Annotated in this window: 12 protein-coding genes; 11 read left to right on the top strand and 1 reads right to left on the bottom strand. The window is 64.6% G+C overall.

Features of this window, described 5'->3' with window-relative positions:
• Nucleotides 1-21: 21 nt before the first annotated feature.
• The 5 genes from AC59JP_RS09950 to AC59JP_RS09930 all read left to right on the top strand — a co-directional run bounded on the left by AC59JP_RS09950 (nucleotide 22) and on the right by AC59JP_RS09930 (nucleotide 6,000).
• The gene (locus AC59JP_RS09950; protein WP_497325591.1) at nucleotides 22-1,542 is read left to right on the top strand and encodes a class I adenylate-forming enzyme family protein; all 1,521 of its coding nucleotides are present in this window, start codon (nucleotides 22-24) and stop codon (nucleotides 1,540-1,542) included.
• Between the two features lie 123 nt (nucleotides 1,543-1,665).
• Nucleotides 1,666-2,154: a MaoC/PaaZ C-terminal domain-containing protein gene (locus AC59JP_RS09945; protein WP_497325590.1), complete on the top strand. Its 489-nt coding sequence runs from the start codon at nucleotides 1,666-1,668 to the stop codon at nucleotides 2,152-2,154.
• Nucleotides 2,155-2,161: 7 nt separating this feature from the next.
• Nucleotides 2,162-3,217, top strand: coding sequence for an alcohol dehydrogenase catalytic domain-containing protein (locus tag AC59JP_RS09940; protein WP_497325589.1), 1,056 nt, complete (start codon nucleotides 2,162-2,164; stop codon nucleotides 3,215-3,217).
• Between the two features lie 26 nt (nucleotides 3,218-3,243).
• Nucleotides 3,244-4,560 (top strand): flavin monoamine oxidase family protein, encoded by a 1,317-nt coding sequence (locus AC59JP_RS09935; RefSeq protein ID WP_497325588.1) that lies wholly within the window; start codon nucleotides 3,244-3,246, stop codon nucleotides 4,558-4,560.
• A gap of 12 nt (nucleotides 4,561-4,572) precedes the next feature.
• Nucleotides 4,573-6,000: an aminobutyraldehyde dehydrogenase gene (locus AC59JP_RS09930; protein WP_497325748.1), complete on the top strand. Its 1,428-nt coding sequence runs from the start codon at nucleotides 4,573-4,575 to the stop codon at nucleotides 5,998-6,000.
• Nucleotides 6,001-6,010: 10 nt separating this feature from the next.
• Here AC59JP_RS09930 and AC59JP_RS09925 read toward each other — a convergent pair whose 3' ends face one another.
• Nucleotides 6,011-7,672 carry a PucR family transcriptional regulator gene (locus AC59JP_RS09925; RefSeq protein WP_497325587.1) on the bottom strand — a complete coding sequence of 554 codons (1,662 nt, stop codon included), beginning with the start codon at nucleotides 7,670-7,672 and terminating at the stop codon, nucleotides 6,011-6,013.
• Nucleotides 7,673-7,839: 167 nt separating this feature from the next.
• Between AC59JP_RS09925 and AC59JP_RS09920 the strand changes: the two genes are divergently transcribed.
• The 6 genes from AC59JP_RS09920 to AC59JP_RS09895 all read left to right on the top strand — a co-directional run bounded on the left by AC59JP_RS09920 (nucleotide 7,840) and on the right by AC59JP_RS09895 (nucleotide 14,851).
• A complete protein-coding gene (locus tag AC59JP_RS09920) occupies nucleotides 7,840-9,099 on the top strand; it encodes an NAD(P)/FAD-dependent oxidoreductase (RefSeq protein ID WP_497325586.1) in 1,260 nt (419 codons plus the stop codon).
• A gap of 108 nt (nucleotides 9,100-9,207) precedes the next feature.
• The gene (locus AC59JP_RS09915; protein ID WP_497325585.1) at nucleotides 9,208-10,842 is read left to right on the top strand and encodes a GMC family oxidoreductase; all 1,635 of its coding nucleotides are present in this window, start codon (nucleotides 9,208-9,210) and stop codon (nucleotides 10,840-10,842) included.
• A complete protein-coding gene (locus AC59JP_RS09910) occupies nucleotides 10,839-11,309 on the top strand; it encodes a hypothetical protein (RefSeq protein WP_497325584.1) in 471 nt (156 codons plus the stop codon). Before AC59JP_RS09915 ends, AC59JP_RS09910 begins: the two co-directional genes overlap by 4 nt.
• Entirely contained in the window at nucleotides 11,306-11,734 is a 429-nt protein-coding gene (locus AC59JP_RS09905; protein ID WP_497325583.1) for a nuclear transport factor 2 family protein, read from the top strand. Before AC59JP_RS09910 ends, AC59JP_RS09905 begins: the two co-directional genes overlap by 4 nt.
• Before the next feature lie 142 nt (nucleotides 11,735-11,876).
• Nucleotides 11,877-14,075, top strand: coding sequence for an oxidoreductase (locus AC59JP_RS09900; protein WP_497325582.1), 2,199 nt, complete (start codon nucleotides 11,877-11,879; stop codon nucleotides 14,073-14,075).
• Nucleotides 14,072-14,851: an SDR family NAD(P)-dependent oxidoreductase gene (locus AC59JP_RS09895; RefSeq protein ID WP_497325581.1), complete on the top strand. Its 780-nt coding sequence runs from the start codon at nucleotides 14,072-14,074 to the stop codon at nucleotides 14,849-14,851. Before AC59JP_RS09900 ends, AC59JP_RS09895 begins: the two co-directional genes overlap by 4 nt.
• The last annotated feature ends 86 nt before the right edge of the window (nucleotides 14,852-14,937 follow it).

The following is a 14,937-nucleotide window of genomic DNA, read 5'->3' as shown; positions in this document are numbered from 1 at the left end:
CAGACACGAGTGGGAGAACCGATGGACGACCGTATGGTGCACTACCTCGCGGTACTCGAGAAGAGTGCGGCCGAGACGCCCGACCACCCCGCCCTCATCGACGAGGGCGGCACTGTCGGGTATCGCGACATGATGACCGAGGTCGGCAGGCGTGCCGATGTCCTCGTCCGCGCCGGAATGGTTCCACAGCAGCGAGTAGCTCTCGTGGCGGAGAACTCCGCCCGCTTCCTCATCACCGCACTCGCGGTGTGGAAGGCGGGTGGGGCTCTTGTCACCATCTACCCGTCCAGTGCGAAGGACGACCTCTCGTACAGCCTCGCCAGCGCCGACCCGGCGTTGGTCCTGGTGGATCGGGTCTCCGCGCCCGCCGTGGCCGCAGCACTCAACGATCATCGCCCCACCGCCGTGATCGACGGTGAGAACTTCACCGTGAACTCGGTCCGCACGGATACGGCGCCCAGCCCCGAGCATGTCCGCGCGCGGTTGCGCCTGATCACCTACAGCTCGGGCACCACCAATCGGCCCAAGGCCATCATGGTCTCGGACATCGCGCTGCTCAACGGAGCCGAGACCTTTACCTCCGTGTGGCATCTCGGGCGAGACGATCGGACCGTGGTCGCCCTTCCCATGGCGTGGCTCTTCGGTCTCGCGTCGACCTCCATGGCGACGCTGTACGCCGGCGGCACCGTCATCGCACTACGGCGCTCCCGACCGCAGATGATTCTCGACGCTATCGCCGACCACCGCGGGACCTTTCTCGGTGGTGTGACCACCATGTTCACCAAACTTGTTCGCCACCTCGACACCACCGCCGACAAGCCTGACGTGAGTAGTCTGCGACTCTGCGTGTCCGGCGGTGAGGCGCGGAACGATGCAGCCTTCGATCGCTGGGCGGCTCACACGTCGGTTTCCGTACTCGACAACTACTGCGCCACCGAGTGTTTCCCGCTCGTCACGTACGACCCCACTCTCGATCCGACTCCCGTGCGCGGTGCCGCGGGAAAGGTGGTGCCGACCAACGAGTTCCGAGTCGTCGACGACGACGGGCGCGAGGTCGAACGCGGGGCGGTGGGGGAGGCCCGGGGAAGAGGGCCCGGCCTGATGCTCGGCTACTGGGACGACCCGATCACCACGGCCGAGGCAATGGTCGACGGCTGGTACCGCATGCGCGATCTCGTGCGTGTCGACGAGCACGGATACGTCCACGTCGTAGGTCGTATGTCCGACATGATCATCCGTGGTGGCAGCAACGTCTCACCCGCCGAGGTGGAGCGAGTGTTGCACTGCCATGCCAGTATCAGCGCGGTCGCCGTGGTGGGCCTTCCCGACGAGATCTACGGCCAGAAGGTCGTCGCCGCAGTCACCCTCGCAGACGGCGCCTCCCTCGACACGGATGCCCTCGGCACGTTCGCCGCCGAAAAGCTGGCGTCGTTCAAGGTGCCCACCGAGTATGTGGTGTTCGACTCGCTCCCACAGAACACCACCAGTGGGAAAGTTGACCGCCGCGCAGTCGCTGCTCGTCTGGCGGCGTCGTCCACGTGACTGCCGTGCCGATTTCATAGGAACAATTCCGACTGAACCGGCAGATCCCCGGTCTGCTCACAGTTCTGCTCGGTGTGCATCCGCTGACAGACTCGAATCCGAAAACTACAGTCAGGAGCTTCAATGTCACAGCCAGTAGCAACCCGGTCGGTCGAACCCACCATCGGCGGCGGAATGTTCTTCGACGACTTCGAGATCGGGCAAAGCTGGACATCACCCGCCCGCACCATCGGTGAAGCCGATCTGGTCAACTTCGCCGGGATCTCCGGTGATTACAACCCGTTGCACACGGACGAGGAGTTCGCCTCTCGGACGCAGTTCGGTGGTCGAATCTTCCACGGGCCCGGCGTGTTCGCCATCGCGACAGGTCTGGAATCGCGCCTCGGTATCAAAGAGGGCACCGCGATCGCATTCCTCGGCATGAACTGGTCACTCAAGGGCGCCGTCAAGATCGGTGACACCATCCGCGTCGAGCAATCGGTCGGTGAGGTCAGGCCGTCGTCGTCCAAGCCCGATCGCGGCATCATCACGTTCGAGGTGAAGGTGATGAACCAGCGTGACGAGGTGTGCCAGGACGGCCAGTGGATGGTCATGTTCAAGCGCCGGCCCTGACCCGATCATGATGCGTGCACTGGTGAGGCGGGGGGCGTCGGCGATCCTCGAGACACGACCCGTACCGGTCCCGGGTCCGACCGATGCCATTGTGAGGACGACCGCAGCGTCGATGTGTTCCGCCGATATCGCAGCACTCGTCGGTGACATCGATGTCCCCGACGGAAGAGTGTTGGGACACGAGGCGGTCGGCACTGTGCACGCACTGGGACATGACGTCGACGGTTTCGAGATCGGTGACCGGGTAGCGGTGTCCTCCGGAACCAGCTGTGGACGCTGCCGGAACTGTCAGCGGGGCTACGACGGACATTGCGGTGGACGCGAGTGGGGTGCGTACAGCTCCGGAGTGAGCCGCGACGGCAGCCTCGCAGAGTTCTTCACCGTGCCCGACGCGCGTCGAAACCTCGCTCCGATTCCGGATGGAGTGGAGGACTGGGCTGCGGTGTGCGCGGCTGATTCCCTGTGTACCGGTACGTCCGCATACGAGCAGGCCGCCCTGCCGCTCGGGGGCGTGGTCGCCGTGTTCGGTCAAGGCCACGTCGGGCTCGGCGCCACGGCCGGCGGTCGGGTGTCGGGAGCCGGGCTGGTGGTCACCGTCAAGGCCCGTGCCGGCGGCGAGGACGTCTCTCGGGCGATGGGCGCGGACGTGTGCCTCAACCTTGCCGAACACGACGTCGTCGCCGAGATCGACCGGCTCACGGAGGGTCACGGCGTCGACGTCGCCGTCGAGGCGAGTGGCGTTCGTGAGTCTTTTCCACGGGCTGTCGAGGTGACTCGCTTGGGCGGCGTCATCTCGGTGCTCAGCTCGTACAACGGTCCACCCGACGCCGAGCTGTCGATTCCGTTGGCTCACTGGGGATGGGGTGTCGGTGACAAGACCGTGCTGTCGAGCTTCGCGAGAACCGGTAACGAACGACTGGGTCGTGTGCTGCGGCTCGTGTCGACGGGTCGCCTCGATCCGGCGCCCATGATCACTCACCGCTACCGGTTCGACGAGGTCGACCAGGCCGTGGCCGACCTCCGAGCTCGTCGCGGAGTGATCAAACCTCTCATTACATTCTGACCAGCACCGAGATATCAGGAGAACTCATGTCGAACGAACGCTACGACGCCGTAGTCATCGGTGCCGGTATCGCGGGTATCACCGCCGCCCGCGATCTCACCGACCGCGGTCGTTCCGTGGTGGTGCTCGAGGCGGGGGACCGGATAGGCGGGAGGACGTACAACCGCCCCTTCGCCGGACTCGATCTCACCGTCGACTTCGGGGGGAGTTGGATCAACCGATCGCTGCAACCGCACATGAGGCGGGAGACGCAGCGATATGCGATCACGGTGAAGGAGGATCCTTCCGTCACCGGAGCATCCTTCTATACCGGCGGCCGCCGACGGTTCATGCCTGTGCCCGCGGACGAGCTGTCCGATCTCGAACGTGCCCTGGCGTTTTTGCGAGATGCCTCTCATCGGGTGGCGACCAACCGACCGCTCAGTGAACAACCGATCGGGGACATCGACGTCACTCCCGACGAGTTCTTCGCCGGATTGGAACTGCCGGATCTGACCCGCGAACTGCTGTACGGGATGATCTCCTGCTACGCCGGTGCACCGTGCTCAGAGATGTCGATGTTGCACATCGTCGCTCAGGTGGCCGCCTACGGCCACTCCACGACGGGCTTCGTCACTGCGCTGTCCGAGCGTTTCGTCGGCGGTAGTGTCAGCCTGCTGGACGCGATGATCGACCGATCGCGACTGGAGGTGCGGCTGAGGCACACAGTGGCCCGGATCGCGCAGGATTCCGATGGCATCACGGTATCCACCGTTGACGGGCAGCATGTCGACGCGCGAGTCTGCATTCTCGCGACACCGACCAACGTCATGCGTCACATCGACATCGTCCCGGGACTCGACCCCGCGAAACAGAGGGTACTCGCGCACAATCACGTGAGCCGGGCCACCAAACCCAGCATCCTTGTTCGAAATCTCGGAGGCCGACCCTTCGCACTGGGCACGGGAACATTCCAGATGATCTCGCATGCCTACCAGGTCGACGATGATCGCGACATCCTCTACGCCTTCGGCTGTGAGGGCGGCGACAACGACATCGACTTGAACGATCGGGCGGCGGTGCAGACTGCGGTCCGCCAGTACTACCCGGATGTCGAGGTCCTCGCCGTGGACCACCACGACTGGAACGCCGATCCTCTTTTCGACGGCACCTATCGCGTGGACCGCGCTCACGAAAGTTTGGACTCGTTGGCCGTTCTCAACCGGCCGGAAGATCGAATCGTCCTCGCGGGAACGGATGTCGACGATTCCGTGTGGCGTACCTGGATGGAGGGCGCACTCAACAGTGCACGCTTTGCCGCCGACTACGCCGACGCGCGACTGGCCGACATCACCAGCGACTAGGAGATATCCATGATGACCGAATTTCACAACGTGATCGGCGGCCGCGAGGTCGGCAGTGCATCGGGTCGGACCTACGACGTGTACGACCCCTGCACGGGCGACGTCTACGCGCAGGCCCCCCTGTCGGACGAGGTCGACATCGACCGTGCCTACTCCGCGGCAGCGGCCGCGCAGAGCGCATGGGCACGGACGACGCCGCAGGACCGATCCACGGCCCTGCTTCGGATCGCCGACGCCATGGATGCGCACGCTGCCGAACTCACCGACCTCGAGGTCCGTGACACCGGCAAGCCGTACGCACAGACCCTCGCCGAGGAGATCCCGGCATCGTCGGACGTGTTCCGATTCTTCGCCGGCGCCGCCCGAATCTTGGAGGGACGTTCGGCCGGGGAGTACATGGCCGGGCACACCTCGTGGATCCGGCGTGAGCCCATCGGCGTGGTCGGGCAGGTTGCTGCCTGGAACTATCCGCTGATGATGATGGCGTGGAAGATCGCCCCTGCCCTCGCCGCGGGCAACACCGTCGTGCTCAAGCCTGGCGATACCACCCCGGCCAGTTCGACCGTGTTCGGCCGCATGTGTCAGGACATCCTTCCCGCCGGCGTGCTGAACGTCGTGTGCGGAGGGCGGGACACGGGCCGAGCGTTGGTTGCCCACAGGACGCCCGAGTTGGTGGCGATCACCGGTTCGGTTCGGGCGGGGATCGAGGTGGCCACGTCGGCAGCCTCCGATCTCAAGCGGGTTCATCTCGAGCTGGGTGGCAATGCGCCCGTGCTGATCTTCGACGATGCCGATATCGCTGCTGCGGCAGCGGCCGTATCGGTCGGCGGTTTCGTCAATGCCGGTCAGGACTGCACTGCGGCCACCCGAGTCCTGGTGTCCAAGAGGGTTCACGCAGAATTCGTCGCGGCCCTCGTCGAGGCGACCGCGGGGGTGCGGACGGGTTCCTCCTTCGACAAAGGTGTGACCTTCGGGCCGTTGAACAGCGAGAACCAGCTGCGACATGTCACTGGCCTCCTCGACCGGGTGCCTTCGCATGCGCGAGTGGAATTGGGGGGATCGAGGCAGGGCGACAGCGGGTACTTCGTCGAGCCGACGATCGTCTCGGGTCTGCGCCAGAACGACGAGCAAGTGCAGACGGAGATCTTCGGACCCGTGATTACCGTCCAGGCGTTCGACACAGAGGCGGAGGCCATGACGTGGTCCAACGAGGTCGACTACGGACTGGCGGCAAGTGTGTGGACCTCGAACCACGGGCGGGCTCTCCGCGCATCGCGGGACCTCGACTTCGGGACCGTGTGGATCAACACCCATCTGACGACCGTCACGGAAATGCCGCACGGAGGTTTCAAGCACTCCGGGTACGGAAAAGACCTGTCGATGTACGGATTCGAGGATTACACCCGGGTCAAGCACGTCATGTCCAATATCGACGTCTGACTCTGTTCGCTCAGCTGTCGCCTTCGACGACGCCGGGGGCGGGTTCGGTGGCGAGGTAGTCGGTGGGGGTGCCGGTGGCCGCGATGTCGGCGGCCCGAGCATGGCCGGTACTGCGGCGGGTCAGTCGAGCCTCGAGCTTTCCGCTGAGTTCCAGCGCAGTCAAGGCCAGATACACGGACGCGATGTCGCCGGCATCCTTCAAGTGGACGCCCAGTGCCTCTTCGATTTTCGACAGTCGGTATCGCAGCGAATTGTGGTGAATGTCGAGTTCAGCCGCGGCGGCAATGATGTTCTGGCCATGGTCGAAATACGCTCGTAGCCCATCGATCAACGCATCGCGGTCCCGAATGCTGGCGAAGTACACCTCGGCCCGGTCGGCCATCCGGTCCAGGCCCACGTCGGAAAACAAGGCGGTGGCGAGATCGAAGTCCTCGTAGCTCATCGTCGTTGTCTGCGATCCGTTGCGGCGCAGAGATTGAACGGCAAGTTGGGCATCGTGATACGAGTCCGCTGCATCTGCAACGACCACAATCCGACGACCGATTCCGCAGTGCAACCCGGGCGCACCGGACTGGTGTGTCAGCAGCCCTGTGATCTCGACGGTATCGGCCTGTACCAGCACCACCACAGCCTTGTTGCGGAGCGTGATCAGGTGCGGAACACCGGCGGCGACGAACGTCGCGGCGGTGGTGGCCGCGAGGTGCTCGAGGGTCTCGGCCAGCCGTGCCTTTCGCGTCGAGCGAACCGGTTGCACTACGAGTACCCGCACCGGACTGGTGAAGGTGACGCCCAGGCCTGCCAGTCTCCCAGCCAGCTCGGGATCGTCACGCTTCGGTCGTAGCGCCAGAGTTTGCTCGAGGACGGTGGCCCGGATTGCCCGCTCCTGTGCGCGCGAGATCGTGGTCATGCGGCGATCGACCTCGACGAGCGTCGCGGCCATGTGCACCGCCGCGATGACGTACGGGTCCGGGAAAGGCTGCCGACGGGACGCCGCGAGCAACCAACCGAGATGCTCGTCGGACTCGTCGAAGTCCTCGAGGCGTGTCGCCACTCCGTGCCAACCGTCGATGTCGATGATCTGCGACTCCGACTTGGTTTTGGAAATCTCCCCGAACAGAAGTGACAGCGGGACCGGACCGGTGGCGTGCAGAACTTCACCGTTGCGGTCGAGCAGGACTATCGTCGCGTTGCACAATTTTTTCAGCCGAGAGGCCAGGCCCTCGATGGTGGAGCGGTCCGCCAGGGCACGGCTCAGGGTGCGCTGGAGGGACGCAAGACGACGAGAAACCGATTCGTCGACACTCTGTGCGGCTCGCTCGGTGGCCGAGACGGCGTCGGCCGGTGTTCCGCCCGCCTCGAGGACGATGATCGCGTGGCTGCGGCTGCGATCGATGAGATATTCGACGATCGTCGGGTCCGCTGGGGCGCGAACCACCACCGCGCGCGACTGCGGGCTGTCCAGCAGCGCGTTAACAGCCGTCACGTCGGTCAGGGTCTCCGGGCACACCACGAGCTGATCGGTGTTCTCGGGAACCGGGTCCGCGGCCAGCCAGATGAGGGCTCCGTCGACGACCCGATTGAGCCAGGCCTCACTGTTGCCGATAAGCGATGCCGCAGAACCCATTTCGGTCAGAACAATGCCCAACGTGCACTCCGCCGTCGTGCTGGACATCACGGCCTCTCTTTCCGGGTGCGCAGCACTTTACCGACAGTCGACTACTTCACCGATGGAAAAGCTCCAACGAACGACGCCCCTGTATTGGTGTTCTACTGTCGCAGATCGCAGGTCGGCTGACGTAGTGTCCGGTCAACGCCGCATGCTCGGGAAGGAGACCCATCATGGTCGCCTCGGAACCGCTCACCACCGCCGACGTCATCGTGGTCGGCGCAGGTATCGCCGGGATGTGCACGGCGTACGAATTGCGAGCCAGAGGGTACGACGTCGCCGTCCTCGACCAGAGGTTCGCTGCGTTCGGCGGATCGGGCCGCAATCCCGGCGCCGTGTGGATGCAACTGCAGCGGGGCGGCCTCGAACTGGATTTGGCACGCGCAGGGTCGGCCCTCTACGCCGAGTACGCGGAGCGGATCGGGGGTGGATTCGACCTCCGCACCCGCGGTGGACTGTTCTTCTACGAAACCGACGAGCAGCAGGAAATCCTCGCCGATTACGTGGACGACAGGCGTCTCCACGGGCTCGATGTCGAATTCGTCTCGCGCGCAGATGCACTTGCGCACGCGCCCATGCTCCCCTCGACTGCGATCGGAGCCGTGTACTGCCCCGAGGACGCGCAGATCGACTCTCAGCGTTTCGTGCGCGCCCTTGCGACCAGCTGCACCGAGGCGGGTGTGAAACGGTTCGACAACACTCCGGTCCTGTCGACAATCCGCCGCGGAGACACCATCACCGGGGTTCGAACCACCCGCGGTGACGTCCACGGTCCTGGCGTCGTGTGGGCGACCGGTGCGTGGGCGCGAGGCCTCGATACCGAGGGTGTTTCCGTTGCGTTGACCACGAGCAGGATGGGTCAGATCGTCACCCAGCCGCTGGCCCGACGACCGAGCGTGGTCATGCACGGGCCACGCGGAGTCGCGTCGTGCGGTGCGCTCACCGACCTTCCTGCGTTTCGCCGCGAGGTCTTCGCCGCACCCAACCCCCTCGGTGGTGTCGGCGACGACCCGGGAGCGGTCCCGGCGGACTGGGATTACGACGACTCGATCACTCAGTTCTCGGATGGCTCGCTTCACATCGGATCCAGTATCGACATCACCGGTTCGCTCAACCCGCACATCAGCATGCGCGCCACGCAGTCCATGATTTCCACCACCATCGACCGGTACGCGGAGTACAGCACCTTCGGTGTGACGTCATTGTGGGCCGGATTACACAGCACCACAGCCGATCTGCTGCCGGTGGTCGACAGGGTGGACGGCGCGTACGCCACCATCGGTCACGCTTCGGGTATGGCCACCGGGCCGGTGGCGGGTAGGACCTTGGCGTGTTTGATCGCCGGCGAGCACGACGAGTTCGCCGACCGTCTGCGCGCAGATCGCCCCTCCCTGACCTCCTCGACACCTATGGGTGACCTGCCGAGGCTGTAGATGCAACGAGAACCTGGCGCGATCGTTGTCGTAATTCCGATGCCGGCCTCCGGGCTCGACTCCTAGCTTGAGGGTGACAGCAAACACAGTCACGGCCGAGGGAGTGTCATGTCAGGCAAATTCGGCGGAGCCACTGAGACTCCGGACGTTCTGATCGTCGGGTCGGGCCCGTCAGGTGCCACCGCAGCCCGCATCCTCGCCGAAGACGGTTTCAGTGTCACCGTGCTCGAGCAAGGTGGCTGGTTCACCCGCGAGCAGTACGCCAGCGACAAGCGGGAGCGGGACGTGCTGCTGGCCGGTCCGTTGTCACCGGACCCCAACGTGCGCAAGATGAGCTGGGACTACCCGGTCGATTGCATCGACTCCGATGTCCACCCGCTGAACTTCAACGGAGTCGGCGGTAGCACCGTCTACTACGGTGCCGAGTGGCCACGTTTCGTCCCCTCGGATTTTCGAGTGAACAGTCTCTACGGCGTCGCCGACGACTGGCCACTGACGTACGAGGACCTCGAGCCGTACTACTCGCTGTGCGACGAGATGGTGGGAGTCTCGGGAGTCGACGGCGACACCGCGTTCCCGCCTGGCTGGGATCTCCCCCAGCCAGGCGTCCCCATCGGTCGCGCCGGCATCACCGCCGCTCAGGGGATGAACAAGCTCGGCTGGCACTGGTGGCCGGGAACGAACGCCATCATGACCCACAGCGAGGGGGACAGGGGTGCCTGCGCACGCTGGGGTACCTGCATGTCGGGCTGCCCCGAGGGCGCCAAAGGATCCTTCGATGTCGCCATGTGGCCGGCCGCTCTCGGCGCCGGCGTCACGCTGGTCACGGGCGCCCGGGTCCGGGAGATCACCGTCGACAAGGCTGGCCTCGCGACCGGGGCGACCTGGCTCGACGAAGGTGGCGCCGAGCACCACACCTCAGCGCAGGTGGTCATCGTGTGTGGGAACGGCGTGGGAACCCCGCGACTACTGCAGATGTCCACATCGTCGCTCTTCCCGGACGGATTGGCGAACTCGTCGGGACTAGTCGGGCGTCGTCTCATGATGCACCCCTTCGTCGGCGTGATGGGGGTCTACGAACGTGACCTCGAAAGTTGGCTCGGACCCTTCGGCGCATCCTTGACCTCGATGCAGTTCGCAGAGACCGATCTCTCCCGCGGTTTCGCGCGTGGAGCCAAGTGGTCGTGCCAGCCGATCAACAGCCCGATGGAGGTGCTGCACCGCTACTCCGAGCTCCCGCTTCCCGAACGGTCCGGCGCCGCGGGACAGCGGCTCGTCGAGCGGGTCCTCGGCCGATCCTTCGAATGGGGCGCCATCATCGAGGACCTCCCGGACGAGTCGAACAGAGTCACGCTCAGCACCGAGATGGTGGACGGGTCCGGGCTTCCTGCGCCCAAGTTGACGTACAAGATCTCCGAGGACACGCGTCGGAACATCGACTTCAACGTCGCCCGCATGCGCGAGGCGCACGAGGCGTCCGGTGCCGTCGAGACCAGACGAGTCGACTGGCTGCCGTCGGTCGGATGGCACCTGTTGGGTACCGCGCGCTGCGGCGACGATCCCACGAACTCGGTCGTCGACCAGTACGGGCGCTCACACGACGTGCCCAATCTGTTCGTCATGGATGGCAGCGTGTTCGTCACCTCGTCCTCGGTGAACCCGACCCCGACCATCACCGCATTCGCCGCGCGAGCGGCGATGCATCTGGCCGAGACCGCTTCCGCGCAGAAAGTGCCCGCATGACCACGACCGACACCAATAGCGCCGAGATGGACGCCGTTCGCGAAGGCCTGGCCCTTCTCACCGACGTGCTACTGCCCGGCACCGACACTCTGCCTTCCGGACGCCAGGTGGGCGCCCACGACCACTTGCTCGATCAGGTGTTGGCCGCCGATTGCGCACTGGCGACACCGGTGATCGCCGCCGGCCGACGGGCCGGCGACACGATCTCACTCACCCTCGACGACGTCCAGATCTGGGATGCCGAGACCCGCGAGCCCGCCGTCTTCGCACTGACCGCGGCGTACTACATGTCGTCCGCTGTCTACAAAGCGCTGAAGATTCCGCTTCCCGGGCCCCGGCCGATCAAACAGGCGACCGAGGACGAGAAGTACTCGGAGGAGCTTCTCGCCCCCGTCCGATCACGCGGGGCGATCTACGTCGGCGCACCGACACGACCCGTCACCGATCAAGGAGTGGATCACCCGTGAGTGAGAACGCCCTCGAAACCATCTTTCGCACCCAGATGGCGGCCTACGCCGACCGCGACGTCGAGGCTCTCGTCGCGACCTTCACCGATGACTGCGTCCTGGTGGACATGGCCGACGTGGAACACCCTTTCGTCGGCACCGATGCCGTGCGCGGATTTCTCCGCGACTATTTCGCCACCCTGCGCGACGTCGTCGTCGACGTGACGACGGTGACCACGGGGACCACAGGGACCACGGGGACGGACAGTGTCATCGGGGAGCTCGACGTGACGGCGAACTACGTCGGTGAGCCGTTCACCGAGCAGACACCACGGCCCGTTCGTCTGCGTTACTGCGTGGCCGAGGAGATCCGCGACGGAAGCGTCGCGAGCGAACGCTTCTACTGGGACAGCGCAGATCTTGAGCGGCAGCTCGCCGCGGTATGACGTGGCCGGCGCGGACACGGTCGTTGTACGGATCACCAACCCGCACCACGTGCAGTGGTGAATTCCACTAGATACAGCGCGTCGGTCACGGACCTACCGTGATGTCACGACACATATAACCGTTAACGAAGAGGAATCGGACATGTCGCTTTCCCACCGGTACTCGGTGTTGTTCGACGCCGTGCGCATCGGTCCCAAGGAATCGAAGAACCGCTTCTGGGCCACTCCCCACGCCATCGGTTTCGGCTCGGACCATTCGGGTTCTGCCGCCGGTTACCGCAGCATGCGCGCCGAGGGAGGGTGGGGCGTCGTCTTCACCGAAGCGACAACCATCACTCCCGAGATGGACAAGTCCCCGCACCGGATGTCGCGGCTGTGGGACGAAGGGGACGTACGCAACCTTGCCCATGTCGCGTCCGAGATTCAGCGCCACGGCGCGCTCGCCGGTATCGAACTCGAATACAACGCCGCCGTCGGTCCGATGACCGAGGGACGCGGGTTGACCCCGCGTGCCGTCGTGGCGACACCGGGAGAATCCTCGCTGGCGGTGCCCTATGCCGGTGGCCTCATCGAAGCCGACACTTCGGCTCTGGGCGAGATTCGTGACATCTACGTTGCGGCCGCACTTCGGGCGAAGAAGGCCGGCTTCGATTTGATCACTCTGCACTGCGGACACGCTGCGTCGATTCTGGCTCACCTGCTGATCCCGTACTACAACACGCGAACCGACGAGTACGGCGGCCCTCTCGAGAACCGCGCCCGGTTCCATCGCGAGGTACTCACTGCTGTCCGCGAAGCAGTGGGATCCGACGTGGCTGTCGGGTTGCGGCTGGGCGTCGACACACTCGATGCCCCGCTCGGTCTCGGCGACCGTGGACTGCGCGCCGACGCCGATACCCCGCGCTTCATCGAGCACATGGACGATCTCGTCGACTACTGGGATTTCGTCATCGGCGGTTTCGACTGGGCGCAGGACGCGCAATCATCGCGCACTGCCGCCGAGAACTTCGAGAAGCCGTGGGTGGGTGGGCTCAAGAAGTTCACGACGAAACCCGTCGTCAACGTCGGCCGTCTGAACAGCCCGGACACGATGGTCGACATCGTCAAGTCCGGCCAGTGCGACTTCATCGGCGCCGCGCGAGCGGGAATTTCGGATCCATTTCTTCCGAACAAGATCCATTCCGGAAGCATCGAGGACATCCGAGAATGCATCGGCTGTAACTACTGCGTGTCGCGCGATATCGGCACCATGCCAATCGGGTGTACCCAGAACGCCACCACAGGCGAGGAATTCCGTCGTGGGTGGCATCCCGAGCGGTTCACTCAAGCCGCCAACCACGAGAACGACGTACTCATCGTCGGCGCAGGCCCGGCCGGCATGGAGTGTGCGACCGTGTTGGGCAAGCGCGGTATGCGCAATGTCCACCTGATCGACGCAGCCGATCACCTCGGCGGAAGTATCGACTGGGTAGCCAAGCTTCCTGGGCGACACGAGTGGCGACGCTTGATCGAATATCGCGAGCATCAGTTGCGCAAGTTGGGCAACGTCGAGGTCATCCTCAACACACCGATGACGGTCGAGGACATCCTCGACTACGGCGCCGGAATCATCGTCACCGCGACCGGGTCGCATTACACTCGCGACGGAATCAATCCGCATGATCGGACGGCATTCGGACTCGAAGCTGTTCTCGGAGAACGTTTGCTGACCCCCGAGCAGGTGGTGCGTGACGGCGCCGCGATAGGGCAGCGAGTCGTGGTCGTCGATTCCGACGGCTACTTCATGGGTCCCGGCATCGCCGAGATGCTGGCCCAGCGAGGACACGAGGTCATCCTTGCCGCACGCGGCGAACACATCGGCGAGTACCAGCGCTACACCCGTGAGATCACCCCGACGCTGCGGGATCTTCGCCACCTGAAGGTGGGACTGCGCGTCGAGACCACGGTGACCGCGGTCGGCCCGGACAGTGTGCGGCTCAGCTCACCGGACCGTGACGACGAGGTGATCGCAGTCGATACGGTCGTCCTCGTCGGCACCCGAGCAGCGGACGATGAGATGTACCACGGACTGATGGCTCGGCGAGACGACTGGCACGCCAACGAGGTCTCCGCGGTGTACCGAGTCGGCGATTGCGTGCGCCCGCACTTCATAGCCGACGCCATTTTCTCCGGACACCGGTTGGCGCGCGAAATCGACAGCTTTGATCCCGCCCGCCCACTTCCGTTCATCCGCGAGCGTCGCATCATCGGCGGCGGAGATGACGACTTCCTTCTCGATGCTCCGGCCCAACAACCCGTGTTTCTGAACCTGTCCCACCGTCAGCGAGAGAGCAAAACATGACGACAGCACCGCGCAACGTCCTGATCACCGGAGCGGGCAGCGGTATCGGCGCCGCTGTGGCCGCAATCTTTGCAGCACAGGGTGATCGCGTCCATCTACTGGATATCTCCGAGTCTCGGCTCGAGTCGGTGGTTGCCTCGCTGCCCGAGGGGAGCGCGCAGGCGCATGTCGTTGACGTCACGGACTACTACGGCGTTGCCGGCGTGGTCGAGTCCATCGCCGCCGCGGGATCGATCGACGTGCTCGCCGGCTGCGCGGGTGTCTTCGACGGTTTGGCGGGCATCGAGCAGACCAGCCGCGAACTGTGGGATCGGGTGATCGACATCAACCTCACCGGTACTTTCAATGTCGTCAAACCAGTTGCACAGCAAATGATTTCACAAAGATCCGGCTCTATCGTGCTTATCGGATCCATTGCTGCGTCGCGTGCGCTGCCCGACGGGCTGGCCTACGACACCTCCAAGGCTGCCCTCGAGGGCATGACGCGTCGTCTCGCAGTCGATCTCGGCCGGTACGGCATCAATGCCAATCTCGTCGCGCCCGGGGTTGTCGAGACCGGCATTCGTGCCACGTCCGAGGAAATACTCGGCGACATGGTGCCCGACACGAAGGTAGGAGTCGGCACGAATCCCGATTTGATGAAGATGCTCATCCCGATGCAGCGAGGCGGCCTCGCTTCCGAGGTGGCCGCGACCGTGTACTTCCTCGCCGGCGATGGCGCTGCCTACATCAGCGGTGATGTCATCCACGTCGACGGCGGCTGGATAGCCACGTAGTCGACACCCTGTCCTTTCCGACATTCCGAAAGGTCCTTTCATGCCCTTGCAACTCCCTGAAGGCAAGCGTCTGGCCGTATCTCTGA

This window comes from Rhodococcus sp. 320_ES (assembly GCF_059691855.1).
This window is presented reverse-complemented; position numbering and strand designations above follow the sequence as displayed.